24 protein-coding genes and 1 tRNA gene are annotated in these 24,589 nt (G+C 65.0%); 11 read left to right on the top strand and 14 right to left on the bottom strand.

Annotated elements, in window-relative coordinates; genetic code table 11:
• Window positions 1-9: 9 nt before the first annotated feature.
• The 4 genes from ACIQ3B_RS02210 to radA are packed head-to-tail and all read right to left on the bottom strand — an operon-like array spanning window position 10 to window position 4,466.
• Entirely contained in the window at window positions 10-1,005 is a 996-nt protein-coding gene (locus ACIQ3B_RS02210) for a bile acid:sodium symporter family protein (RefSeq protein WP_397399676.1), read from the bottom strand.
• Entirely contained in the window at window positions 1,002-2,489 is a 1,488-nt protein-coding gene (gene purF, locus ACIQ3B_RS02215; protein ID WP_397399677.1) for an amidophosphoribosyltransferase, read from the bottom strand. The genes ACIQ3B_RS02210 and purF overlap by 4 nt, the downstream gene beginning before the upstream one ends.
• Entirely contained in the window at window positions 2,486-3,091 is a 606-nt protein-coding gene (locus ACIQ3B_RS02220; RefSeq protein ID WP_397399678.1) for a CvpA family protein, read from the bottom strand. The genes purF and ACIQ3B_RS02220 overlap by 4 nt, the downstream gene beginning before the upstream one ends.
• A 7-nt stretch (window positions 3,092-3,098) precedes the next feature.
• Window positions 3,099-4,466 (bottom strand): DNA repair protein RadA, encoded by a 1,368-nt coding sequence (radA, locus tag ACIQ3B_RS02225; protein WP_397399680.1) that lies wholly within the window; start codon window positions 4,464-4,466, stop codon window positions 3,099-3,101.
• Window positions 4,467-4,590: 124 nt separating this feature from the next.
• Between radA and ACIQ3B_RS02230 the strand changes: the two genes are divergently transcribed.
• Window positions 4,591-5,790, top strand: coding sequence for a Yip1 family protein (locus ACIQ3B_RS02230; RefSeq protein WP_397399681.1), 1,200 nt, complete (start codon window positions 4,591-4,593; stop codon window positions 5,788-5,790).
• A gap of 6 nt (window positions 5,791-5,796) precedes the next feature.
• Here ACIQ3B_RS02230 and alr read toward each other — a convergent pair whose 3' ends face one another.
• The 7 genes from alr to ACIQ3B_RS02265 all read right to left on the bottom strand — a co-directional run bounded on the left by alr (window position 5,797) and on the right by ACIQ3B_RS02265 (window position 12,752).
• Window positions 5,797-6,882 carry an alanine racemase gene (gene alr, locus ACIQ3B_RS02235; RefSeq protein WP_397399682.1) on the bottom strand — a complete coding sequence of 362 codons (1,086 nt, stop codon included), beginning with the start codon at window positions 6,880-6,882 and terminating at the stop codon, window positions 5,797-5,799.
• A gap of 87 nt (window positions 6,883-6,969) precedes the next feature.
• Window positions 6,970-9,447: a TonB-dependent receptor plug domain-containing protein gene (locus tag ACIQ3B_RS02240; RefSeq protein WP_397399683.1), complete on the bottom strand. Its 2,478-nt coding sequence runs from the start codon at window positions 9,445-9,447 to the stop codon at window positions 6,970-6,972.
• Window positions 9,448-9,595: 148 nt separating this feature from the next.
• Window positions 9,596-10,183, bottom strand: coding sequence for a 50S ribosomal protein L9 (rplI, locus tag ACIQ3B_RS02245; RefSeq protein WP_397399684.1), 588 nt, complete (start codon window positions 10,181-10,183; stop codon window positions 9,596-9,598).
• A gap of 13 nt (window positions 10,184-10,196) precedes the next feature.
• Window positions 10,197-10,472 carry a 30S ribosomal protein S18 gene (gene rpsR / locus ACIQ3B_RS02250; RefSeq protein ID WP_397399685.1) on the bottom strand — a complete coding sequence of 92 codons (276 nt, stop codon included), beginning with the start codon at window positions 10,470-10,472 and terminating at the stop codon, window positions 10,197-10,199.
• 18 nt (window positions 10,473-10,490) lie between these two features.
• Window positions 10,491-10,853, bottom strand: a complete 363-nt coding sequence (gene rpsF / locus ACIQ3B_RS02255; RefSeq protein WP_397399686.1) for a 30S ribosomal protein S6 — start codon at window positions 10,851-10,853, stop codon at window positions 10,491-10,493.
• A gap of 199 nt (window positions 10,854-11,052) precedes the next feature.
• Complete coding sequence (locus ACIQ3B_RS02260) at window positions 11,053-11,592, bottom strand: peroxiredoxin (protein WP_397399687.1); 540 nt, start codon at window positions 11,590-11,592, stop codon at window positions 11,053-11,055.
• Between the two features lie 74 nt (window positions 11,593-11,666).
• Window positions 11,667-12,752 (bottom strand): zinc-binding dehydrogenase, encoded by a 1,086-nt coding sequence (locus ACIQ3B_RS02265; RefSeq protein WP_397399688.1) that lies wholly within the window; start codon window positions 12,750-12,752, stop codon window positions 11,667-11,669.
• Window positions 12,753-12,843: 91 nt separating this feature from the next.
• Here ACIQ3B_RS02265 and fabD point away from each other — a divergent pair, with 91 nt between their 5' ends.
• The 9 genes from fabD (at window position 12,844) to ACIQ3B_RS02310 (ending at window position 20,083) form a co-directional block, all read left to right on the top strand.
• On the top strand, window positions 12,844-13,788 hold the full coding sequence (fabD, locus tag ACIQ3B_RS02270) for an ACP S-malonyltransferase (protein WP_397399689.1): 945 nt from the start codon (window positions 12,844-12,846) through the stop codon (window positions 13,786-13,788).
• A 10-nt stretch (window positions 13,789-13,798) separates the two neighbouring features.
• Window positions 13,799-14,539, top strand: a complete 741-nt coding sequence (gene fabG / locus ACIQ3B_RS02275; protein ID WP_397399690.1) for a 3-oxoacyl-[acyl-carrier-protein] reductase — start codon at window positions 13,799-13,801, stop codon at window positions 14,537-14,539.
• Window positions 14,540-14,663: 124 nt separating this feature from the next.
• On the top strand, window positions 14,664-14,903 hold the full coding sequence (locus ACIQ3B_RS02280) for an acyl carrier protein (protein WP_397399691.1): 240 nt from the start codon (window positions 14,664-14,666) through the stop codon (window positions 14,901-14,903).
• An 89-nt stretch (window positions 14,904-14,992) separates the two neighbouring features.
• The gene (gene fabF / locus ACIQ3B_RS02285) at window positions 14,993-16,276 is read left to right on the top strand and encodes a beta-ketoacyl-ACP synthase II (RefSeq protein WP_397399692.1); all 1,284 of its coding nucleotides are present in this window, start codon (window positions 14,993-14,995) and stop codon (window positions 16,274-16,276) included.
• Window positions 16,273-17,277 (top strand): endolytic transglycosylase MltG, encoded by a 1,005-nt coding sequence (gene mltG / locus ACIQ3B_RS02290; RefSeq protein WP_397399693.1) that lies wholly within the window; start codon window positions 16,273-16,275, stop codon window positions 17,275-17,277. The genes fabF and mltG overlap by 4 nt, the downstream gene beginning before the upstream one ends.
• Window positions 17,278-18,159, top strand: coding sequence for a YicC/YloC family endoribonuclease (locus ACIQ3B_RS02295; protein ID WP_397399694.1), 882 nt, complete (start codon window positions 17,278-17,280; stop codon window positions 18,157-18,159). It begins immediately after the preceding gene.
• 54 nt (window positions 18,160-18,213) lie between these two features.
• A complete protein-coding gene (gene gmk / locus ACIQ3B_RS02300; RefSeq protein WP_397399695.1) occupies window positions 18,214-18,933 on the top strand; it encodes a guanylate kinase in 720 nt (239 codons plus the stop codon).
• A 67-nt stretch (window positions 18,934-19,000) separates the two neighbouring features.
• Window positions 19,001-19,177, top strand: coding sequence for a hypothetical protein (locus ACIQ3B_RS02305; RefSeq protein WP_397399696.1), 177 nt, complete (start codon window positions 19,001-19,003; stop codon window positions 19,175-19,177).
• Between the two features lie 111 nt (window positions 19,178-19,288).
• Window positions 19,289-20,083: a MipA/OmpV family protein gene (locus tag ACIQ3B_RS02310; RefSeq protein WP_397399697.1), complete on the top strand. Its 795-nt coding sequence runs from the start codon at window positions 19,289-19,291 to the stop codon at window positions 20,081-20,083.
• 9 nt (window positions 20,084-20,092) lie between these two features.
• On the opposite strand, the gene ACIQ3B_RS02315 is transcribed toward ACIQ3B_RS02310, so the two are convergent.
• Window positions 20,093-20,293, bottom strand: coding sequence for a hypothetical protein (locus ACIQ3B_RS02315; RefSeq protein ID WP_397399698.1), 201 nt, complete (start codon window positions 20,291-20,293; stop codon window positions 20,093-20,095).
• 157 nt (window positions 20,294-20,450) lie between these two features.
• Here ACIQ3B_RS02315 and ACIQ3B_RS02320 point away from each other — a divergent pair, with 157 nt between their 5' ends.
• Complete coding sequence (locus ACIQ3B_RS02320) at window positions 20,451-22,613, top strand: penicillin acylase family protein (RefSeq protein ID WP_397399699.1); 2,163 nt, start codon at window positions 20,451-20,453, stop codon at window positions 22,611-22,613.
• Here ACIQ3B_RS02320 and ACIQ3B_RS02325 read toward each other — a convergent pair.
• Window positions 22,603-24,423, bottom strand: a complete 1,821-nt coding sequence (locus ACIQ3B_RS02325; RefSeq protein ID WP_397399700.1) for a DEAD/DEAH box helicase — start codon at window positions 24,421-24,423, stop codon at window positions 22,603-22,605. The two genes, ACIQ3B_RS02320 and ACIQ3B_RS02325, sit on opposite strands and share 11 nt — an antisense overlap.
• A 79-nt stretch (window positions 24,424-24,502) precedes the next feature.
• Window positions 24,503-24,579, bottom strand: a tRNA-Asp gene (locus ACIQ3B_RS02330).
• Window positions 24,580-24,589: the final 10 nt, after the last annotated feature.

Here is a 24,589-nt window from a genome sequence, read left to right on the forward strand (position 1 = left end):
CTCGGGGTCTTAGCCGCTATCTGCGTGCGTGTCAGCGCGCGCGGCGTACCGTTGAGCGATCGCTGCACAGGCCATCAGTTGAACCTGGTGAAAGATCATCAGCGGGATCAGAGCGACACCGGCGACGGCCGGTGAGAACAGCGCCGCCGCCATTGGCGCCCCGCTGGCCAGTGATTTCTTGGACCCGCAGAACACGATGGCGATCTCATCGGCCTTGTTGAAACCGAGCGCCCGGGCCAGGCACGCCGTGATGACCAGCAGGGCGCCCAGCAGGACGACGCTCAGCAAGACCATTCGAGCAATGTCGAGGCCGTCCAGCCGTGTCCAGACGCCTTCGACAACAGCCCCGGAGAAGGCTCCGTAGACCACCAGCAGGATGGAGCCTCGATCCACCTTCGACAGGACCTTTGACTGCGCCGCTACCCAGGCCCCGATGCGGGGGCGCAGAAGCTGCCCCGCAACGAAGGGCGCCAGAAGTTGCAGGACGATTACGCCCACCGACGCGCCGCTTACGCCGCCCTGAGCCTGCAGCAGCATCGTCACCAGCAACGGGGTCAGGAATACTCCGAGCAGGTTCGAGGCAGAGGCTGCGGCTACGGCCGCCGGCACATTTCCCCGGGCAATTCCGACAAAGACGATGGAACTCTGGATCGTCGAGGGCAGACACCCGAGGAACACAATCCCGGCGGCCAGCGGGGCCGGTGTGATCCAGCCGGGCAGGGCGACCAGGCCAAGACAGAGCAAGGGAAACAGACCAAAGGTCGAGCCCAACACCAGCAGGTGCAGCCGCCAGTGGGTCAGACCGCCGATCACCGCCTCGCGGGATAGACGCGCGCCGTGCAGGAAAAACACCAGGGCGATCGCGGCCTTGGTGAACCATCCGAAGCCCGCCGCGAAATCACCGCGCGCCGGAAGCACCGAGGCCAGCACGGCCACGGCCAGGATGAGAACGAGATACCAGTCCAGCTTCAGGCGGGCGAACCACCCTGGCGGCGCTCCGTTCACGCGTCGACCAGGAACGAGAGCTGTCGCTCGACGAGTTCGTTGCGACCTTCGGCAATCTCGCGATCGAGCAAACGGGTGGGGTACTCACCAGTGAAATAGTGGTCGGTGTACTGGGGATTTACAGGATCGCGCACCGCATCCATCGCCCAATAGAGCCCGTCGATCGACAGATAGCCCATTGAGTCTACGCCGAGAATCCGCGCGATCTCGTCAACGGAGTGGTTGGCCGCAAGCAGCTTGTCGCGGTCGGGCATGTCGATGCCGTAGTAGTCCGGCCACATGATCGGCGGAGAGGCCGAGCGGAGGTGAACCTCCTTGGCGCCCGCCTCGCGCACCATGCGGACCACACGCACGGAATTCGTCCCGCGGACGATGGAATCGTCCACGAGCAGTACCCGCTTTCCAGCCAGCACGGCGCGGTTGGGCGAAAGCTTCATCCGGACACCCAGTTCGCGCTCACCCTGGGTGGGCTGGATGAAGGTGCGCCCGACATAGTGGTTCCGGATGATGCCCATTTCAAAAGGTACGCCCGCTTCCTGGGCGAAGCCGAGAGCCGCAGGCACGCCGCTGTCTGGCACCGGAACCACCACGTCGATGTCGGCAGGGCTTTCCTGCGCCAGCCGGCGGCCCATGCGCTTGCGGACGTTGTAGACCGAGCGACCGTTCACCACGGAATCCGGGCGTGCGAAATATACGTACTCAAAGATACAGGGTCGGGCCCTCTGGGCGGGAAAGGGCTTGAAACTTCGGACGCCTGTTTCGTCAATGACCACCATCTCGCCGTGCTCAACATCCCGCACGAACGTGGCGCCGACCAGATCCAGAGCGCAGGTTTCTGACGCGAGCACCGACTTGCCGCTTAGGTCGCCCAACACCAGCGGGCGAATACCGAGCGGGTCCCGAACGCCGACCAGTTTCTTGTTGGTGAGCGCGACCAGCGCATAGCCGCCCTCGATCTGCTGCAGAGCCTCGGTAAAGCGGTCAAGGAACTTGGCGCGACGCGATCGCGCGATCAGGTGAAGGATGGCCTCCGAATCCGATGTCGACTGGAAGATCGAACCTTCGGCGACCAGTTGTTCCCGCAAAGCGAGAAAGTTGGTTAGGTTGCCATTGTGGGCCAATGCGATGCCGCCCGCTTCAAGATCGGCGAACATCGGCTGGACGTTGCGCAGGAAGCTCCCGCCGGCGGTAGAGTAGCGGGTATGGCCGATGGCATGATGACCGGGCAGGCGTTTGTTTAGGTCTCCGCCCCCGAAAGCATCCCCGACGTAGCCCATGTGGCGTTCCGTATGGAATCGCTGGCCGTCGAAACAGGCGATGCCGCAGGCTTCCTGTCCGCGGTGCTGCAGGGCGTGCAGCCCCAGAGCGGTAATGCCGGACGCCTCGGCGACATCGAAAATACCGAACACCCCGCACTCCAGGCGCGGCGTGTCATCGTCGGGGTCACGCTGCGGCTGGGCCCAATGGTCGTGGGACAGGGTCATCGTGAGCGCTCCGGGGGGGCGGCGACTGGGTTTGCTGGGGCCTCGTAGCCCTCTGTCGCGGTTCTGTCACGCGACCCGTCGCGAACGGCGCGGTCAACGGCGGGTTTCATGCGACCGGCAAGGTCGAGACCCTTTGGAACGAGTCTCTCGATCAGGCGGCCCATGTTGCCTGCCACGGGCCAGGTCTGCGCACCGGTAATCCACTTCGGACGCAAGTCCGGTGGCGTCGCGGCGTTGAACATCAGATAGAGCGCGCCCAGCACCATCAGGCCACGGCCGAGGCCGATCAGCAGACCCAGAGATCGGTCGAGGAAGCCAAGCATCTGTGTGCTCTGCACCTGTCGCGCGATGCCCGCACCCATCAGTCGCAGAGCGACAAACGCTGTGACGAAGACCGCTACCAGTGCGGCGGCGGTGCCAAACCAGTCGGGGTTTATGGCCTCCCGGGCCATCGGGCCGAAGACTGGTAAACCTACGACTGCCAGAATCGCAGCGATCACCAGAGCGCCCAACGCGAAAACCTCGCGCACGGCGCCTCGTGAGAAACCGATGGCGGCCGAAACCGCCAGCAGCGCCAGGATGATGAAATCCAGCTGCGTCAATGGATGCTCAATCCCAATCGCCGTCGCCGATTCGCCGGATGGCATCCGCCAGGCGAGCGGCGCCCATCAGCCTCATCCCGGAGGGCGGTTCGGCGCCAGTCGGCCCCAACGCCCGCCGGAAGCCCAGCTTCGCGGCCTCCTTCAGTCGACCGTCCATACGGCTCACCGAACGAACATCGCCCGACAGGCTGATTTCGCCGAAGACCACGCAGTCCTGCGGCAAGGCCTGATCCAGAGCCGATGAGGCCAGCGCTGCCGCTGCCGCCAGATCGGCGGCTGGTTCGGATATGCGCAGCCCCCCGGCCACGTTGAGGTAGACGTCCCGGTCGCCAAGACTTAGGCCGCATCGGGACTCGAGCACCGCCAGCACCATCGCCAGGCGCCCGGAATCCCAACCCACCACCGCACGTCGCGGGGTGCCATAGGCCGACGGCGCCACGAGCGCCTGGATCTCTACAAGCACGGGCCGCGATCCTTCGATGCCGGCGAACACCGCCGCGCCTGCAGCGCGCTCGCCAGAGGTATTGAGGAAAAGGGCGGAGGGGTTCTTGACCTCTGCCAGGCCCTGATCGCCCATCTCGAACACGCCGATCTCATCAGTTGCGCCGAACCGGTTCTTGGCGCCGCGAAGGATGCGGAACGGATAGCCACGCTCGCCCTCGAAAGAGAACACCGCGTCGACCATGTGCTCGACCACCCGTGGCCCGGCAATGGCGCCTTCCTTGGTCACATGGCCCACCAATACGACGGCCAGCCCGCGCTTCTTGGCCAGTCGCACCAGTTCCTGGCAGGCCGCCCTGACCTGGGTGACCGAGCCCGGCCCGGCTTCGTGAGCGTCGCTCCACATCGTCTGAATGGAATCAATCACCACAAGATCGAAGGGCTCAGCCTTCAGGCCGTCGAGGATCGCCCTGAGCGACGTTTCCGCCGCCAGTTTCACCTGTGCGTCGGCAAGGCCCATGCGCTGGGCGCGAGCGCGGACCTGTTCCACAGCCTCTTCGCCGGAGATGTAGGCGCACCGCGCGCCGCGTCGTGCGGCGCTTGCGGCCACCTGGAGCAGCAGGGTGGATTTCCCGACGCCGGGATCCCCGCCCACCAGAATAGCCGATCCTGGAACGACACCACCGCCGCAGACCCGATCCCATTCGTCCACGCCCGTAGCGATCCGGGGTGGGGCGGGCGTGGTCTCGTCCAGCCCTTCGAAGGCCAGATGCTGCTTGCGGGTGGGTTTCGTGAGCTTCAGCGCGCCTGGCGGTCGAGCCCCCATCTCCTCGACAAGACTGTTCCAGGCGCCGCAGGCCGGGCACTGGCCGGACCACCGGGTCTGGATGGCTCCGCAGGACTGACAAGCGTAGGCGGCGCCGTCGCGGGCCATGGTGTCTCCGTGATTCGAATGGGTATCACTCTAGCCGACCCTGAAGCGAAGGTCTGTGCGGTGGCGCACCTTCGGGCTAGTCTCTCGCCGTTGGGGCCGCAATCGAACTGCCAGGGAGAGAGCCATGAGCATCGTAGAGCCCGGATCAAAGACCGCCGGACTGGTCGCACGGGCGAAAGCCCTGATCCTGCAACCCTCCACGACCTGGGACGAAATCGAGCGGGAGCCGGCAACGATCCAGGGCGTGTTCACGAGCTATGTGCTCCCCCTGGCCCTGATCCCGGTGATCTGCAACTTCATTGGCCAATTGGTTTTTGGCGCCGGCATCGGGTTTGGCGGGTTCGGTGTGACCCTGCGCTTCTCGCCTGTTTACCTCGCCGCCCAGGCCGTTCTGATGCTCGCGGTCAGTCTGGGCATGGTTTTCGTCCTCGCCTACATCATCGATGCCCTGGCTCCCGGCTTTGCCGGTTTCAAGGATCGTGTGCAGGCGTTCAAGGTCGCTGCTTATGCGCCGACCGCCGGATGGATCGCCGGCGTGTTTGGTTTGCTACCGGCGGTAGGGATCCTGGCGCTGCTGGGCGGGCTCTACAGCTTATTCCTGCTCTACCGAGGCTTGCCGAAGCTGATGAAGGCGCCCCGGGAACGGGCGGCAAGCTACTTTGCCGTGGTCGTGGTCGTGGCCATCGTGGTTGGGCTGATCTTCAGTGCGATCGTGGGCGGAATTCTGGGGTTGAGTGGGCTGTCCCGCACCCTGACGCCACCCGCGATCAGCGGCACGGTCAATATTCCGGGGCAGGGGTCGATTGACCTCGGCAAACTCGAGGCCGCTTCAAAGGCCCTTGAGGCTGCGGCAAGCCAGGCGAGCGAGGGGAACGGCCCGGCGCCCACCGATCCGGACATCCTGAAGACGTACCTTCCCGCGAACATTGCCGGATTCACACGTACCGAGACCAGGTCCTCGAGCGGCGGGATCGGAGGGCTTCAAGGGGCGGGGGTGGAAGGACGCTACAGCCGTGGCGACGCGAGCCTTTCGGTTGAAGTGATCGATCTGGGTTCCGCCGGCGCTCTGGCTGGCATGGCGGGAGCCTTCAACCTGAAATCATCCTCCGAGAGTGCGACCGGCTACGAGAAGGTTGGGAAGACGGATGGCCGCTTGACCCGTGAGAGCTTCGAGACCGAGGGGCGGCGGGGCGAATACAGCGTCCTGGTCGCCGACAGGTTCCTGATTCAGGCCAATGGCGCCGGCGTGGACATGAGCCAGCTGAAAGCCGCTGTCGGCGCGGTCGGGACTGATCGCCTGGAGCGCCTCGCCGCGGGTAAATGATGCGCCTCAGGCGCCGATATAGATCCGCTCTGCGCGCGTGCTGAGGCGCACCAGCACCTCGTGCGCGACGGTTCCTGCCGCTGCGGCCAGGTCGTCAAGCCGGGCGTTGGCGCCGAGTAGTTCGACGTGTTCGCCAATTGCAAGGGGCGCATCGCCGATATCCACCACGGTCAGATCCATGTTGACCGCCAGCAGCGGGCGAGGCGCTCCGGCGGCCCAGGCCATTCCGCGCCCCATGGCCGCACGGATCAGGCCGTCGGCATATCCTGCAGCGATGACGGCGACGCGCATCTCGCCGCTCGCTGTGAAACTCTCGCCATAGCCTACCCGGTCGCCTGCCTGCAGATGGCGGATGTCCAGAATGGGTGCTGTCAACGTGGCGACAGCCTTCAGGCGCGGGTCAGGCCGCTCTTCGGGGCCGCCGCCGTAGAGGCTGATACCGGCCCGTACCAGATCGTAGGCGTATTCCGCGCCGAGGAAGCCTCCGGCCGAAGCGGCGAGGCTCGCGCGGACGGTCGGGAACGCCGTGCGGGTCTGCTGGAAGCGCTGAAGCTGCTGAGGATTACGCGACTCTCCCGGGGCGGTGGCGGACCCCAGATGGCTCATCACGAGGGTGATGTTGAGGTGTCTCATCATCTCTTGATCGGACGCGATGGCGTGGGCGTCGGCCAGCGTCAGCCCCTGACGATTCATGCCGGTGTCTATCTGAAGGGCTACCTCCAGAGGCATTCCCGCGCGTGCGAGTATCGTGCCGTGCTGAAGCTGATCGCGGGTCGAGACCACCGGGATAAGCCCCGCCGCCGCCATCGCATCCGCTGTGCCTGATAACAGGCCGTCCAGAACGAAGATGTGCGCCGCTCGCCCGCCGAGTTCGCGCCGAAGGGTCATTCCCTCTGACAGCCGGGCGACAAAGAAGCTGCGTGTGCCCTCTTGATACAACCGTCGCGCCACGGGACCGGCGCCCAGCCCATAGGCGTCAGCCTTGACCACGGCCGCGACCTCGGCCCCGGGCGCGTTGGCCGCAATCACACTACGATTGTGGGCGAGCGCATCCAGATCGACCGTCAGGCGCGCCCGGTCGGGCAAGTTCATGGGCGCCTATTGCGCGACCTTGCCTCCGATGTCACGCAGAAGCCGCAAGCGCCGCGCGAGGCCGGAGCTTCGCGCGGCTTTGCGCCCCTACCAGTTCAAAGCCACCCGACCGTAAACATAGCGACCCGATCGACCGAAGGGGGCGTAGTTCGAGAACGGCGTGTTGGAGGTGGTGTTCAGCGCAAAGGGCGTCTTCGTCGGATAGGCGTCGAAGACATTGTCAGCGCCCACAGACACTTTCACCGTTTCGTTGATCGTCCAGCGCGCTTCCATGTCCACTACCGTCCGCGGTTTCAGGACAAGATCCTGGGCAGCGGCAGTTCCTGGGCTGAGCACCTCGCCGTAACGGGTAGCTCGAAGGGTCGCGCCAAATGGTCCACGGTTCCAGTCGGCCGAGCCGGTGACTTTTGACTCCGGCGAGCCCTTTTCGAAGGTGAGCACGTTGATCCGATCGAACAGCACGGGAGCCGGCGTCAAGGCGGCGAGCTGCGCGGTCTTCGGCACCTTCTTGACCTTGGTCGAATTGAAGTTGGCCGCCAGCGTCAGGCCAAGGCTGCCCAGATCATCGGATGTCACCTTGTAGTTGGCGATGATATCGACGCCCTCGGTCGTGGTGTTGACGCCGTTGATGAAGAACCGTCCACCGCCGATGCCGACGAAGCCGCGCGACTGCAGAAACGCGCGAACGTTGGCTTGTGTAAGGTTCTCGGAAAGCACGATCCGGTCGCGCACCTCAATGCGATAGGCGTCGACAGTTAAGTTTACTGGACCGAGCTGTACGACAGCGCCGACGGCGTAGTTGGTGGATTTTTCGGCGTCGAGCGGTTTTGCGCCCAAAGCGGCCGCCACACTGTTGGTCGCCGGGAAGGTGGTGATATCGAACGGCACGCCGTTTATGAAGTTGGTGGAGGTTGCGGTGAAGAACTGCTGCTGCAGGGAAGGCGCGCGGAAGCCGTTCTGGATCGAGCCGCGCAGCGCGAAGCTGTCCGATACATCATAGCGAGCCGCGAGTTTGCCGGTCACTGTTTCGCCGAAGTCCGAATAGCTCTCGCCACGCACAGCCGCCGACATCAACAGCTGTTCGGTGATGTTTGCTTCCAGGTCGAGATAGACGCCGACAGATGTTCGATCCTTGTCGACCTCGTTCTCTGGCCGGAAGCCGGGGAACACCTGGGCCCCAGAGGGGGTGGGCGCGCCGTTCAGCAGAACGCCACCATTGCGGTAGGAGTCCGGCTCGCCCGCATTGATCTTGTAGCCTTCACGACGCAGCTCGATGCCGACGGCCACGTTCAGCGGCTTGGCGAGACCGGCCTCGAAGGTCCGCACGCCTGAAAAGTTGGCGACCAGCTGATTATAATCGAAGCCACCGGCGTCAAACACGGTCTTGCTACTCGGACCGATTGAGCGGTTCAGCGTGTCGCGGATCGTGAAATCCATGCTGTTCGACCCATAAACCAGCGAGGTGTCCATATCCCACTCGCCCAGCTTCCAGGTCACGCCTCCGCCGGAAGAGAAATCCTTCACCTCAGGATTGATCAGCGGCAGGAAGCCATTGGGGTAGATCGAGGTGATGTTGCGATCATCCAGGGACCGGCGGAAAAAGCCCGCAGACGTGGAGTCGCGGTTCTGGAAGCTGGCCCAGCCATAGAGCTTGGTCGTGTCGCTGAGATCGTAGCCAGCGTTCGCGAATGCCGTGTACTGGGCGATGTCGGGTTCGCCGTACCAGGCGTTGTAGCGATCAAACGTGGCTTCGCGCGGGTCAAATGCGCCGCTGACCAGGGTATATTGCTGGCGCCAGTCTGGAGCCGTACGAATGGTCTTCGCCTGATCGAGATATTCGCCCGATAGCGTCAGGAAACCGTCCTCGCCGAGCGGCAGGCCGATCCAGCCGCCTACATTGACGGTGTCTCCGTCAGTGCGATCGTATTTGGCCTTGTCGGCGACAGTGAAGTTCGCGCCGTTCGGGGTGGGAGCCACCAGAGTGCTCACCGTCGTGATCCGTGCGCCGTAGGTGGCCGTGATGTTGCCGCCGCTACGGGCTTCGCGCAGGCGCAGGTTGAGCACCCCGGCAATGGCGTCTGACCCGTACTGCGCCGAGGCGCCGTCGCGCAGGACTTCAATGGACTGCACGATGCCGGAGGGGATGGTGTTGAGGTCGACGGCGGATGATCCACGTCCGATCGTGCCGTTGACATTCACCAGGGCCGCTGAGTGGCGACGCTTGGAGTTCACCAGCACGAGAGTCTGATCAGGCGAGAGGCCGCGAAGGGTGGCGGGACGGATGGTGTCGGTACCGTCAGCCAGACCGGGGCGGGGGAAGTTGAACGAGGGCAGGGCAATGGATAGCGCCTGGTTGAGTTCCGTAACCCCCACCTTCGAGAGCGCATCCTGGCCGATCACATCCACCGGTGCGATGGATTCCAACCGGGTCCGGCCTTCTGTCCGGGTGCCGGTGACCACCACTTCCTCAACCTCGGCTGAGGTCTGTCCGCTTTGGGCTGATGCTGTGCCAGCCGTCAGGCTTGCAGCGGATACTGCGGCGAGCAGTAGGTTCTGATATCGCATGGGCTACCTTGATTAACGGTCCGGTGGATGTTGAGCATTACCTAGGCGCGCCAGGTTTTGTCGCAAATGACAATTCGGCAACAGTGACAAGAAAACGGCGCGGGAGTGTTCCCGCGCCGTCTTGTTTCTCCGCAGATCAACGCGAGCTTCAGCCGTCCGAGCGTTCGAAGTCCACGTGCGTACCAGCGCCGCCCTCGAGCATGTCGGCGGCAGCTTGTTCGTCCGCGGCGCGATCTTCCTCGAACTGGGAGTTGATCACGTTTTCGCCACGGGCCTGGCGTTCAGCTTCGTCCTGGCTGCGGGCGATGTTGAGCGTGACCGTAACCGTGACTTCCGAGTGCAGGCGAACCTTCACGTCGTGCAGGCCCAGCGTCTTGATCGGCTTGTCCAGCACGACCATCGCGCGTTCGATCTTGCCGCCTTCAGCGTTGACTGCGTCGGAAACGTCTCGACCCGAGACCGAACCGTAAAGCTGACCGCTTTCGCCGGCCTGACGGATCAGGATGTAGGACGTGCCGTCCAGCTTCTCGCCGGATTGGCCAGCGGCTTCCTTGGCCCGGGCGTTGCGGGCTTCAATGTCCGCGCGCTGGGCTTCGAAGACCTTCAGGTTCGCCGAGTTGGCGCGAAGCGCCTTCTGGCGAGGCAGCAGGAAGTTGCGTGCGTAGCCGTCCTTGACGGTGATCACGTCGCCGAGGGCGCCGCGGCCCTCCACGCGTTCGAGCAGAATGACTTTCATCTGTGCGGCTCCCTTACTTCACGACGTAGGGGAGGAGAGCCAGGAAGCGGGCGCGCTTGATGGCCTTGGCCAGTTCACGTTGCTTCTTGGCCGACACTGCGGTGATGCGCGACGGCACGATCTTGCCGCGCTCCGAGACGTAGCGCTGCAACAGCTTCACGTCCTTGTAGTCGATCTTCGGCGCACCGGCGCCGGAGAACGGGCAAACCTTGCGGCGGCGGAAGAACGGGCGACGTGCGCCGCCCGCAGCAGCGCCGGCAGCCGGCGCGTTGGAGGTTTCGTCGGTCATGGCGAGGGCCTCCCTTTCTTAAAACTGAGGAACGTCGTCGCGGCGTTCGCGGTCGCGATCGCGGCGGGCGAGAACCGGGGAGAGCTCAAGGTCGAGTTCGTCCACGCGGACGGTCATGTAGCGCAGCACGTCTTCGTTGATCGACAGCTGGCGTTCCATTTCCTTGACGATGTCCGACGGAGCGTCGATCGCCAGCAGGGAATAGTGACCCTTGCGGTTCTTCTTGATGCGGAATGTCAGGTTGCGCAGACCCCAGTACTCGATCTTGGCGACGTTGCCGCCACCGCTTTCGATGAGTTGCTTGAGGGTGTCGTTGAGCGCTTCGGCCTGTTGCGGCGAGATGTCCTGCCGCGAAATGACGACGTGTTCGTAGAGTGCCATATGTCCTCTTCCGTTGTGGAGGGCGGCGTGGCCGTCGGCGGAAGTCCGACAGTCACGATGGATCTCTGGCGCGGCGGGCAGGACGTTTCCGCCCTGATTGCGCTCCGCGAGAGACCGCCTTCCGTGAAGGGGCGGGCAATTAAGGGAAAACCCCCGCGCGGGCAAGGGTTTTCGCTAAAGCCGGGGGCAGGTCGTGCGCCTAGCGCTTGGCCTTGAAAGCCTTCACGGCGCCCAGCGTCTGGGCCACATGTTCGGTCGGGTCCAGCTTGGAGTAGCTGTGGAGCACGTCGCCCTTCGGTGAGATCACATAGGACGTGCGGTCGGACCAGTCGGGGCGGGCGACCATGATCGCGTCATACTGTCTGGCGATCTTCGCGCCGGGGTCGGCGGCGACCGGGAATTTGCCCGAGCACTTGTCGGTGTCGGCCGAGATCTGCTGCAATTTGTCCAGCTTGCCGGCGGTCACGCCGATGACTGTGGCGCCGTTGGCGGCGAACTGCGGCATTGCGTCGGCGAACATCTTGGCTTCGAGGTTGCAGCCGGCTGTGTCTGCGGCCGGGAAGAAATAGAGTACGACCGGCCCCTTCTTGCGGGCCTCAGCCAACGAGAACGTCAGCGCCTTGCCGGCCTGGAAGCCCGGCGCCACGAAATCCGGCGCCTTGTCGCCCGCCTTCAGGGCCGCGAGGGCCGGGGTGGAAACGAGCGCAGCGGCAGCCAGGGCCAGAGTGAAGGATTTCATGAGACAGCGTCCTTGGGGAAAGGAGGTTCGTGATACCCGTGAATACCGACTTTTCGAGCTGAGCAACAGGTCCGCTAGCCGTTCGGCTGCACCAGGATCTTCACATGCGCTTCCGGGTCGCCCAACGCCACGAAGGCGTCCGCCACACCGTCCAGGCCAACTGTACCTGTCACCAGACCGGAGACATCAATCACGCCTTCGGAAAGCTGACGCAGGGTCATGGCGAACTCGTCAGGCGTATAGCCCAGCACGAAGGTCAGCTCGATCTCCTTGGTGATCGCGATGGCGGGTTCGATCCGGTCGGTTTCCATGCAGACGCCGGCCACCACGATCTGGCTGCCCGCCGGAGCCGCCTCGATCAGCGACTGCAGGATGCCGGGCGAGCCCACGCACTCGAACACCACGGGCCGGCCGAAGGTCTTGCCCATCATCCGGGCCATGCTCTGGGCCGCGCGGGCGGTGGGCACGCCATAGCTCTCCCAGCGACCGTTCGGGCTTTCCGTGGCGGGGTTGATCACCACGTCGGCGCCCAGCCGCTCGGCCGCCGCACGGCGACGCGGGGAATAGTCGCAGGCGATCACGGGGCCGTGCCCCTTCGCCTTGAGCCCGGCGATCACCGCCAGCCCGACGGGGCCACAACCCACCACCAGCGCAACGGAGTCCGCATCCAGCCGCGCCTTTGCCACTGCATGCGCACCAACGGCGAAGGGCTCGGTCATGGCGGCGCTGTCGGTTGGCAGTCCATTGGGCACGGCCAGCAGCAGCGCCTCACTAAGGATCATGCGTTCGGCAAACCCGCCCGGGAGCCGGTTCGAGAAGCCAAGGGCCTCCACCCCGCTTGCTGTCAGGGTCACAGGCATTGAGACCACTCGCGTCCCGGCCTTGAGCACGCCGGTAGTTCCCGGCCCGAAATCGAGGATTTCGGCGCAGAATTCGTGGCCAAACACGGTGTCTGCGGTCGGATCAAAGGCGCCTGCGCCCACGGAGGATTCTCCACGGCGTGTGATTTCGATCATGTGCTCCATGTGATGCAGGAAATGCAGGTCCGACCCGCAGATCCCGCAGGCCAGCGTCTTGACCAGCACCTGGCCTTCGCCGGGCGTCAGATCGGCGATCTCGTCGCAGATCAACTTCTTGTCGCGGCGGATCACGGCTCTCATTGGGCGCCCTCCAGGCTTCGTCATCTTGTCGCGGGTGACGCTATCCCCTAACGCTCGCGACCTGGAATCACCAGTCAGTGGAACTGTACCCATGAGCCTTGCCTTCATTTTTCCCGGCCAGGGAAGTCAAGCCATCGGAATGGGCCAGGAACTGGCGCAGGCCTTTGCATCCGCCCGCGAGGTGTTTCAGGAGGTCGATGACGCCCTCGAGCAGAAGCTGTCGTTGCTGATGCGCGATGGCCCTGAAGATCAGCTGACCCTCACCGAAAACGCCCAGCCCGCGCTGATGGCGGTGAGTCTGGCCGTGATGCGGACGCTTGAGAAGGAATTCGGGGTCAACATCGGGCGCGCCGCCTTTGTGGCTGGCCACAGTCTCGGGGAATATTCTGCGCTGGCGGCGGCTGGCGCGATCAGCCTGTCCGACACGGCGCGACTGTTGAAACTCCGGGGGCAGGCCATGCAGCGCGCCGTTCCGGTGGGACAGGGCGCCATGGCGTCCCTGATCGGTCCGAAGACCGACCTGGCGCTGGCCGAGGCGGCGGCGGCGGCGGGATCCGAAGTCGGTGTCTGCGTTGTGGCCAATGACAATAACAGCGGCAATGTGGTGATCTCGGGCGAGAAGGCCGCCGTGGATCGGGCCATCGAGAAGGCCAAGGAACTAGGCGCCCGCGCCATTCCTCTAAATGTCTCGGCGCCTTTCCACTGCCCGCTGATGCAACCGGCGGCGGACGAAATGGCCCGGGCATTGGCCGAAGCGACCTTCAAGGCTCCCGGCGCGCCGGTGGTGACCAACATCCAGGCTCAACCGACCAACGACCCTGAAGTCCTGCGTCGCCTGCTGGTGGAGCAGGTCACCGGGCGGGTACGCTGGCGTGAGAGCATGATCTGGATGGCGGGCGAAGGCGGGGTCACCCGGTTTGCAGAGGCCGGAGCCGGCAAGGTCTTGACCGGCATGGCCAAGCGCATTGCACCGGACGCGGACGCCGTTTCATTGAATGCGCCGGCCGATCTCGAATCGTTTGCGAAATCTCTATAGGGGCGGACCCATGTTTGGACTGACCGGCAAGACGGCGCTTGTGACAGGCGCGACAGGCGGTATCGGCGCGGAAATCGCCCGGACGCTACACGCCCAGGGCGCCCATGTGGTGCTGTCGGGCACGCGTGAAGCGGTTTTGGCCGAGCTGGCGGCCACGCTTGGCGAGCGGGTATCGATTGCGCCTGCGAATCTGTCTGACGCGGCGGCGGTTGACGGCCTCATAAGCGCTGCGGAAGCCGCCGCGGGCGCCCCCTTGGATATCCTCGTGGCCAACGCCGGCATCACCCGGGACGGGCTGCTTCTGCGGATGAAGGACGAGGACTGGGAGACCGTTCTCAAGGTCAATCTGGAGAGCTACTTCCGGCTGAGCCGGGCGGCTGTAAAGGGCATGATGAAGCGCCGGGCGGGGCGGATTATCGGCATCACCTCGGTGGTGGGCGTGATGGGCAACCCTGGGCAGACGAACTATGCCGCCTCAAAGGCCGGGATGATAGGGTTTTCAAAAGCTCTGGCCCAGGAGGTCGCGACCCGCGGCATCACCGTGAATTGCGTGGCGCCGGGCTTCATCGAAAGCCCCATGACCGATGCCCTGAACGAGGCTCAGAAAGCCCAGATCCTCACGACCATTCCGGCAGGTCGCCTTGGACTGGGCGTCGATGTCGCCGCTGCCTGCGCCTATCTGGCTTCGGATGCCGCGAGCTACGTCACCGGCCAGACGCTGCATGTGAACGGTGGTATGGCGATGATCTGACGCTCGCCAGCCGAAAGCGAACATGATACCCGGCAGGCGGAACTGAACACCGAAGGCGGCAGTTGACTTAAGCGCCACCGTCGCCGATGCAATGACCTGACTAAGCCCTGAGGGACCTACTGAAATGTCCGACGTCCTAGAACGCGTCCGTAAGATTGTGATCGAACATCTCGATGCTGACCCTGAAAAGGTCACCGAGAAGGCCAGCTTTATCGACGATCTGGGGGCCGACAGCCTCGATAATGTCGAGTTGGTCATGGCGTTCGAAGAAGAGTTCGACATCGAGATTCCGGACGACGCTGCGGAGCACATCCAGACCGTTGGCGACGCCGTGAAGTTCATCGGCGAGAAGCTGGGCGGCTAACGCTGTTCGGTAACCACGTACCGTAATTGAACGCCGCCGCGTCCCTCGGTCCACCGAAGGCGCGGCGGTTTCGTTTGTGAGGCAGGCCCATGCGTCGAGTCGTCGTCACCGGCATCGGTCTCCTGACCCCGCTGGGGCAGGGGACTGAGCTAACCTGGAAGAAGATCCTGGCCGGAGAGTCCGGCGCAGGGCGTATCAGCGCTTTCGACGTCGATGGATGGGCGTGCCAGGTGGCCTGCGAGGTCCCGCGCGTCGATGGCCAGGGCGGCGGTGGGCCGGAGGTTCCGGGCAGCTTTGATCCTGACCAGACGATGTCGGCAAAGGACCGTCGGCGAGTCGACGATTTCATCCTCTACGGCATTGCCGCGGCCGACGAAGCCGTGCGCGACTCGGGCTGGGCGCCACAGGACGACGAGGGTCGCGAGCGTACCGGCGTGATGATTGGCTCCGGAATCGGTGGCCTGGGAACCATCGCGGCCACGGCGATCCAGTTGCACGAGCACGGGCCGCGCAAGGTAAGTCCCTTTTTCATCCCGTCAGCGCTGATCAACCTGGTGAGCGGTCAGGTTTCGATCCGACATGGGTTCAAGGGCCCGAACCATGCCGTGGTGACGGCCTGCGCGACCGGGGCCCATGCCATCGGCGACGCCTGTCGCCTGATCAAGTATGGCGACGCCGACGTGATGGTCGCCGGCGGCGCCGAGGCCAGTGTTGTGCCGGTTGGCATCGCCGGTTTCATCGCCTGCCGGGCGATGTCCACAGACTTCAACGAAACGCCGCAGAAGGCCAGCCGCCCCTATGACAAGGACCGCGACGGGTTCGTCATGGGCGAGGGCGCGGGTATCGTGGTGTTGGAGGAACTGGAGCACGCGCTGGCGCGCGGGGCCAAGATCTACGCCGAGGTGATCGGCTACGGCATGGCCGGCGACGCATACCACATCACGGCGCCTGCCGAGGATGGCGACGGCGGGTTCCGGGCTATGCAGGCAGCTATCAAGGATGCGAAGATTTCGCCTGCCGAGATCAATTACATCAATGCCCATGGCACCTCTACGCCGCTGGGCGACGAGATTGAACTTCGTGCCGTGGAGCGAATGCTGGGTAACGGCGGCCAGGGTGTCGCCATGAGTTCGACCAAGGGCGCGACCGGACATCTGCTTGGCGCGGCGGGCGCCATCGAGGCTGCCTTCACCTGCCTGGCGATCCGTGACCAGGTCGCCCCGCCCACGATCAACCTGGACAATCCGTCGGTGGAGACCGCTCTCGATCTGGTGCCGCACAAGGCCAGGCCGATGGAGATCAATGTGGCGTTGTCCAACAGCTTCGGCTTCGGTGGCACCAACGCCTCGGTGCTGTTCAAGCGGTACGCGTGAGTCGACGCCGACTGAGCCGCCGCGCCGCCGGCGGGGGCGCGGCCATCGTGGCTGGCCTTGCGCTGTTGGCCCTGCTGGCCGGGATCTGGAGCTACGCCGGGCCGGGACCGCGATCCGACTCGGGAGACGTCATATCCGTGGTTCTGGAAAAGGGCTCCGGTGTTCAACAGATCGGGGAGACCCTGAAGGAGTCCGGGGTCATTTCATCGGCCAGCGTGTTCAGCGCCGCAGCCCGGATCACGGGCGCTGCGGCGGACCTGAAGGCCGGCGAGTATGAATTCCCGTCGGGCGCCTCAATGGCCCGGGTACTGGCCGACATCCGGGATGGCAAGGTCGTGCGTCACCAGGTGACAATCCCCGAAGGCTGGACCAGCGGCATGGTTCTCGACGCCCTCAGAGCCGAGGCCGAGCTGGTGGGTGTTGTGGACGAACCACCGGAAGGTTCGATCCTGCCCGACACCTATCGACTTGAGCGGGGCGAGAGCCGGGCCGCCGTGATCCAGCGTATGCGCGAGGCGCGTGACAAGGTCTTGGCCGATCTGTGGGCGACCCGGCAGCCTGACCTTCCTATCGAAACGCCGGAGGAGGCGGTAATCCTGGCGTCCATCGTCGAGAAGGAAACCGGTGTTGCGGCCGAACGGCCCCGCGTGGCAGCTGTGTTCGTCAACCGGCTACGGCTTGGCATGGCGCTGCAGAGTGATCCGACCATCATCTATGGACTCACGCGGGGACGGCCGCTGGGACGTGGCATCCGCGCTTCGGAACTGGCGGCCGCGGGACCCTATAACTCCTACAAGGTGGTTGGTCTGCCGCCGACGCCGATCGCAAATCCGGGCCGGGAGGCTCTTGCGGCCGTGCTGGATCCACCGAAAAGTGACGAATTATTCTTTGTGGCCGACGGCTCCGGCGGTCATGCCTTTGCCGTGACCTATGAGGATCACAAGCGCAATGTGGCCCGCTGGCGGGAGATAGAGCGACAGAAGGCGTCGGGGGGACAGTAGATGCCTACATCCGGAATGACGGGGTTTGGACGGGCCGAAGGGGCGCTGGGCGCCTGGACCTGGGCGGTGGAAGCTCGCAGCGTCAATGGCCGCAACCTGGAAACCCGGTTCCGCGGACCACCAGGCTTTGACGGTCTTGAACGGATCACCCGGGAGGGCGCCCAGGCCCGGTTTCAGCGCGGCAACATCACCGTGGGCGTTCAGGCCAAGCGCATTGAAGGCGTCGGATCGGTAAGGATCAATCACGAGCAGATCGCCCGCTATCTGACGGCGGGCGCCGCCTATGTGGCTGACGGTCGCGCCGCCCCGCCCCGACTGGACGGACTGCTGGCGCTACGGGGTGTGATCGAGGCCGATGATACCGGCCTCGATCCGGAGGCCGTTGCCGAACTGGAAGCGGCCATGGGCGGCTCCATCAGTCTGGCGCTGGACGTCTTGCTGACGTCAAGACGCAGCGAGGGCGCCTCACTGGCGCCGGTGCTGAACAGTCAGGTCACCCGCATCGGCGAGCTGACCGAACAGGCTGGCGCGGTGGCGGGCGGTCAGCCTGCCGCACTCAAGGCGCGCTACGAGGCGCGGCTGAAAGAGCTGGCCGGCGAGGCCGCAACACCGGAGCGGATCCTGCAGGAAGCTGCCGCCATGGCGATCAAGGCCGACGTCCGCGAGGAGCTGGACCGGCTGGCGGGCCACGTCGCTGCGGCCCGGGAACATCTGGCGGCCGACGGCGCGGTGGGCCGCAAACTGGACTTCCTGACCCAGGAGTTCATGCGGGAAGCCAATACACTCTGTTCAAAGTCCACATTGCCGGCCTTGACCACCCTGGGCCTGGACCTCAAAGCCACCATCGAACAGTTCCGCGAGCAGGTGCAGAATGTGGAATAGCCACAGGTGTCTGGTCGTCCCGGACCGATGCGCGGGAACAAGCGGAGATGAAGCGTGACGCCCGCGAGCGATGACCATTCCAAGCCCTGGGAGACCACGCGTCGGGGATTGCTGCTGCTGGTGTCCAGTCCTGCAGGCGCCGGCAAGACGTCGCTGACGCGGCGGTTGGTGGCCGACCATTCGGATCTGACCCTCTCGATCTCGGCCACCACGCGTGCCCCGCGGCCCGGTGAGGAGGAAGGCCGGGAGTACTACTTCAAGAGCCGAGCCGAGTTCGAACGGATGATCGCCGATGGGGAATTCCTCGAATGGGCGGTCGTGAACGGCCAGTACTACGGCACACCCAACGCCCCGGTGATGGCCGCGCTGGCGGCGGGCCACGACGTGCTTTTCGACATCGACTGGCAAGGCGCCAGGCAGATCGCGGAGAGGGCGCCGGACGACAGCGTGCGGCTGTTCATCCTGCCACCGGTCTGGGGCGATCTGGAGCGACGCCTGCGCGCCCGCGCGCAGGACACCGAGGAGACCATCAATCAGCGCCTCGCCCTGGGTCGGGAAGAGATCATTCACTGGCAGGCATATGACTACGTCATCGTGAACAAGAATTTTGATAGGGCCTATGCAGACCTCGGCCACATATATCGCGCCGAACGGATGAAGCCCGGCCGGAACCCCTGGCTGCCCGGGTTCGTTGACGGATTGCTGGCTGAGGATGCCGGGGCGCCGAAGGTGACGGCGCCTGCCGTGCTGAGGGGGCGTTTGATCCAGAAGTAGGCGCGGCGCAGCGGATTACCGTCCCGGACGAACCCGCGCTATAGAAGGCAGGCGCAGGAGAGCGGGCATGACGGATCACGATGATGGCCCACCGGCCGGGGAAACGCCGATCCAGAAGGCATTGCGCCTGAAGAAGGCGGCGCTTGCGTCCAAAGGTTCGCCGAGCGGGCGGGCGCGAGATGGCGGGCTGCGCGCCGCGGCCGCGCACTCTGCATCGAAATCCAAGCCCTGGATGAAGAAGTAGGGTGTATCTTTTTACGTCCGAGCCTTCCAGGAGGCAGGGTAAAACGCCAATTCCAGGTTGCAGATTCCCCACCCTTCACAAAGGCGAGATGGCCTGCTCACGGGAGTTCCAATGTCCTCGTATCATCTGCCCATCGTAGTATTGGGTGCTCTTGCCTTCGCGACCGGCAGCCTTGCGCAGCCGCCGCAGCCGGCGTCGCGTTTGCAGGTGCAAGTTGGAGGAGGGGGGCTGGTGACCCCTGATTTCCTCGGAAGCGCCGGGTCTCGGGTTCGCGTCCTGCCCTATTTGTCGGTGAGCTACGACGATCTGGTGTCGGCTACGGTTGATGATGGGATCGCGCTCAACCTTTACCGGTCCGGCGACTTCACGTTTGGACCGACAGTCAGGTTCAGTTTCGGCCAGGAAGAGAACGACAGCCGGGACTTGCGAGGTCTTGGCGACGTCGATATCTCAATCGAGCCGGGAGCCTTTGCAGAATACAGCCGCGGCCCCTTTTCTGCACGGATCGAGGCCAGCCATGACGTGGCGGGCGGCCACGGCGGCGGGATTCTCGAACTGGACGCTGCGGTGACACTGCCCATTGCGCAGACCCGATCAGGTCCGGTTTTGCTGTCCGCACGTCCGAACGCGTCCTTCGTGACAGCCAAGGTGAACCGTGCGTTCTTTGGCGTTGACGCGACCCAGGCCTTTGCGTCCGGATTGCCGGCATACCGGCCTGGTGGCGGCCTTCAGGAGTTCGGAGTCAACGTGACCGCCATCGCACCTGTTGGGCGACGCACCACAGTGGTCGGTCTTCTTGGCTATGGCCGACTCATCGGCGACGCCGCCGACAGCCCGCGCGTGCGTCTGCGCGGATCGCCTGACCAGTTCACGGCCGGGGTGTTCGTCGCCTACGCCCTGTTCTGATCGCCGATCTCAGTGCCGGACGACCCACTCGCTGATGTAGGCGTGGGTGGCGCGGGCCAGGCTGGACGGCCCGGAAAAATAGAATTCGCTGCCAAACAGGCCCTTGCGTTCGCGCCAGCTGATCTGGCCGGTGTCTTCCGTCTGCAGCACCGTACGCAGCTTGGCGGTCATGCCGCTCGGCACGAAGGCGACATAGGTGGCGTCAGGCATCGGGCATACTCCACTGGACCCCGTTGGCGTCCCCTGAGAGGGACCAAAGCCTGAGTCCGGGGCGCCGGCCAATAGAGTTAAGGAATTGTGACCTATCTGGCTGGACAAACCCGGCGGTCCAAGGCGTGTTGGTCCGGTCCGGGTTTGGGAGGCGTGTATGCGGTTTCGGTCATTGGTGGTGGCGATCGGGGTCTGGGGCCTGCTGGGTGTATCAGCCCTGGCGGCGGACGACATGGGGCGATGGAAGGCCGCAGCCGAACGGGTGACCATCGTGCGCGACACCTGGGGTATCGCCCATGTGAAGGGCAAGACCGACGCCGACGCCGTCTTTGGCATGGCCTTCACCCAGGCCGAGGACGACTTCAATCGCGTGGAGATGAACTATCTCACCTCGCTGGGTCGCCGGGCCGAGGCGCTGGGCCCCGGTGAGATCTGGTCGGACCTGCGGCAGAAACTGTTCATCGATCCTGTCGAGCTCAAGGCGCAGTACGCGGCCAGCCCGCCCTGGCTGAAGGCGCTGATGAACAGCTGGGCGGATGGACTGAACTATTATCTGGCCACCCATCCCGAGACGAAACCCCGGGTGATCACGCGCTTCGAGCCCTGGATGGCGCTGAGTTTCTCCGAGGGGAGTATCGGCGGCGATATCGAATCCATCTCGCTGGCGGAGCTGGAGACCTTCTATGGCGGGGTGAAGAGCGCGCGGGTGGAAGACCCCTTTGCCTTCCGCGAGCCCACCGGCTCGAACGGCATCGCGATTGCGCCCAAGATCACCCGGGACGGCCATGCGCTGTTGCTGATCAATCCGCACACCTCGTTCTTCTTCCGTTCCGAGCTGCAGATGACCAGCGACGAGGGGCTGAACGCCTATGGCGCTGTCACCTGGGGCCAGTTCTTCATCTACCAGGGGTTCAACGCCAAAGCCGGCTGGATGCACACCTCCAGCGGCGTCGACGTGATCGATGAGTTCGCCGAGGAGGTCTCCTCCGCCCCGGACGGCCTGCGGTATCGCTATGGCGCCGAGCAGCGCAAGGTCACGCTGAAGACCATCGACGTGCCGTATCGCGCCGCCGACGGATCTATGGCCAGCCGGAGTTTCACCACCTATCGGACGCATCATGGCCCGGTGGTGCGCAAGCTCGGCGACAAGTGGATTGCGGTGGCGCTCATGCACAAGCCGGTCGAGGCGCTGCAGCAATCCTTCCTGCGGACCAAGGCCAACAGCTACGCCGACTTCATGAAGGTGGCCGAGCTCAAGGCCAATTCGTCCAACAACACCCTGTTTGCCGATTCAAGCGGCGTGACCGCCTATCTGCACCCCCAGTTCATCCCGAAGCGCGATGACCGGTTCGACTATACCCAACCGGTGGATGGCTCCGACCCGGCGACGGACTGGAAGGGCCTGCATGCCCTGACCGATGCGCCGCGAGTCAAGGACCCGTCGGTCGGATGGGTGTTCAACGTGAACGACGCGCCCTGGACGGCGGCCGGGCCGGACAGTCCGGACAAGGCCGCCTTTCCCAAATACATGGACTCTGCCGGAGAGAACCCACGCGGCCCGCACGCCATCCGGGTTCTGACGGGCGCCAGCGGAATGACCCGTGAGACCCTCCTGGCCAAGGCCTACGACCCCTATCTCACCGCGTTCGCGCGCCTGATCCCGACCCTGGCGGCGGCTTATGACGCAGCCCCGGATCCCAAGCTGGCAGAGCAGGTGGCGGCGTTGAAGGCCTGGGACAAGACCTGGTCGGAGAGCTCGACCGAGACCTCCCTGGCGGTGTTCTGGGGTGAAGCGCTCTGGGCCAGGGCCGCGCCCGCGGCCAAGGCTGCGCGCATGAGCGTGTGGGACTACATGGCCGACAAGAGTTCCGGCGCCGACAAGCTCGCGGCGCTGTCGGAAGCCTCCGCGCGCCTGACCGCCGACTTCGGAAGCTGGAAGACCCCGTGGGGTGAAATCAACCGGTTCCAACGGCTGAACGGCGACATTGTCCAGAACTTCCGCGACGACGGCCCGAGCATCGCCGTGCCGTTCGCCTCGGCGCAATGGGGGTCCCTGGCTTCGTTCGGAGCCAGGCGGTATCCCGGAACGAAGCGATACTACGGAACCAGCGGCAACAGCTTCGTGGCCGTGGTCGAGTTCGGGCCAAAGGTGCGCGCGCTGGCGATCACCGCCGGTGGGGCCAGCGGCCATCCGGACAGCGCCCACTTCATGGATCAGGCGGCGCGATATGCTGCCGGAGACCTGCGGGAGGTTTACTTCCATCCGGAGCAACTGGTCGGGCGCACGGCGCGAACCTACCGTCCGGGCGCTAGCCGTTAGGCGCGCGCTTCTTGAAGGGCTTTTTTGGCGGACCGCCCGGGCGGGGTCCACGATCCGGACGCGGGCCGCCTTGCGGACGTGGCGCATAAGGGGGGCGTGCACCCTCGGGACGCGGGCCGCGTTCGGGTCTCGGACCCGCGGCGCGCGGCGGCGGCGCTCCGGGAGCGCCCGCCGGGTTGATGCGGATGTCGCCCGCGTCAGCAGCCGTCTTGATCGCCTCACGGAAACGGGGCTCGGCCTCGCGGGTGATTTCGAACTTGGTCTCGTTGTCGAAGATCTTGATCAGGCCGATGTCCTTCTTGGTGACATGCCCAAGCCGACAGATCAGCGGCACCAGCCACTTGGGGTCAGCATTCTTGGAGCGGCCCACCGGCAGTCGGAACCAGGTTGAGTCCCCGTTGGGCGTGTGCTCCGCGCGCGAACCGTGATCCAGGCGAGGGCCACGCTCGGGACCGCGATCCGGCCTTGGCCCGCGAGCATCGGATCCGCCGCGATCATTGCCACGATCGTCGAACATTTCTTCAGGCGCCGGCAGACGCGAGCGGTGCAGGCGGATCAGGGCGGCGGCCACGGCTTCCGGCGAACGGTCGGCCAGCAGCTTGGCGGCCAATTCCAGTTCCTCGGGGGAGGGGGGCTCGTTCAGGAGCGGGTCTTCGAACAGCCGGATCTGGTCCTTGGCGCGGATTTCCTCAGCCAGCGGCGGGCCCGACCATTCGACATTCAGGTTGGCCACCGCAAACAGACGCTCAGCCGGGCGGCGCTTTGTGTGTGGCACCACCACAACGGAGACGCCCTTCTTGCCCGCGCGACCGGTGCGGCCGCTGCGGTGAAGCAGCCCCGCCGTATTGCTCGGCAGATCTGCGTGGATCACGAGACCCAGGTCCGGCAGGTCGAGGCCGCGCGCGGCCACGTCTGTCGCGACGCAGGCCCGCGCATGTCCGTCGCGGAGAGATTGAAGCGCGTCGGCGCGCTCCTTCTGGGAGAGTCCGCCGGAGAGTTGCACGGCGGAAAAGCCGCGCTCGCGCAGTGCGCCGTAGAGATGGCGGACCCGTTCGCGTGTGGCGCAGAAAATCAGGGCGCCGGGGCTTTCGAAATAGCGCAGCAGATTGACCACGGCGTTCTCGATCTCGTTCGGCGCCACGCGGACGGCGCGGTATTCGATATCGCCGTGGGCCTCGTCCCTGCGGATGGTGTCGATACGCTGGGCGTCGCGCTGATAGCGCTTGGCCAGAGAGGCGATTTCCTTGGCGATGGTGGCCGAGAACAGGAAGGTGCGGCGATCGGCCGGCGTCGAGTCGAGGATTTCCTCGAGGTCTTCGCGGAAGCCCATATCGAGCATCTCGTCGGCCTCATCCAGCACCACCACCTTGAGCGAACCCAGGTCGAGATTGCCGCGTTCGATGTGGTCGCGCAGTCGGCCGGGCGTGCCGACCACAATGTGGCAGCCGCCGCTGAGCGCGCGCTGTTCCTGCCGCGCGTCCATGCCGCCGACGCAGGTGACCACCCGCGCCCCGGCGGCCGCGTATAGCCAGGTCAGCTCGCGGCTGACCTGCAGCGCCAGCTCACGGGTGGGGGCGATCGCCAGGAACAGCGGAGCTCCGCCTCGCTCGAACCGTTCGGCGTCGCCCAGCAAGGGAATGGCGGCAGCCAGGCCAAACGCGACGGTCTTGCCGGACCCTGTCTGGGCGGACACCAGCAGATCGATATTCGGTGGCGCAGCCAGAACGGCGGATTGAACGGGGGTCGGTTCGCGATAGCCCTGCGCGTCAAGCGCGCGGGCCAGCGCGGGGTGCGTGGCGGGAAATGGCATGGGCAATGCTCCGGGGCGCGGCGAACAGCGCCTGGTCGCAGGAATCTGTACGGGGTACGAATGATCTACGCCACGGAAATGGCGCGAGTGACGGGACTCGAACCCGCGACCTCCGGCGTGACAGGCCGGCGCTCTAACCAACTGAGCTACACCCGCGCAGGACCTT

The sequence above is a fragment of the Phenylobacterium sp. genome, assembly GCF_044358365.1.
Taxonomy (GTDB): domain Bacteria; phylum Pseudomonadota; class Alphaproteobacteria; order Caulobacterales; family Caulobacteraceae; genus Phenylobacterium.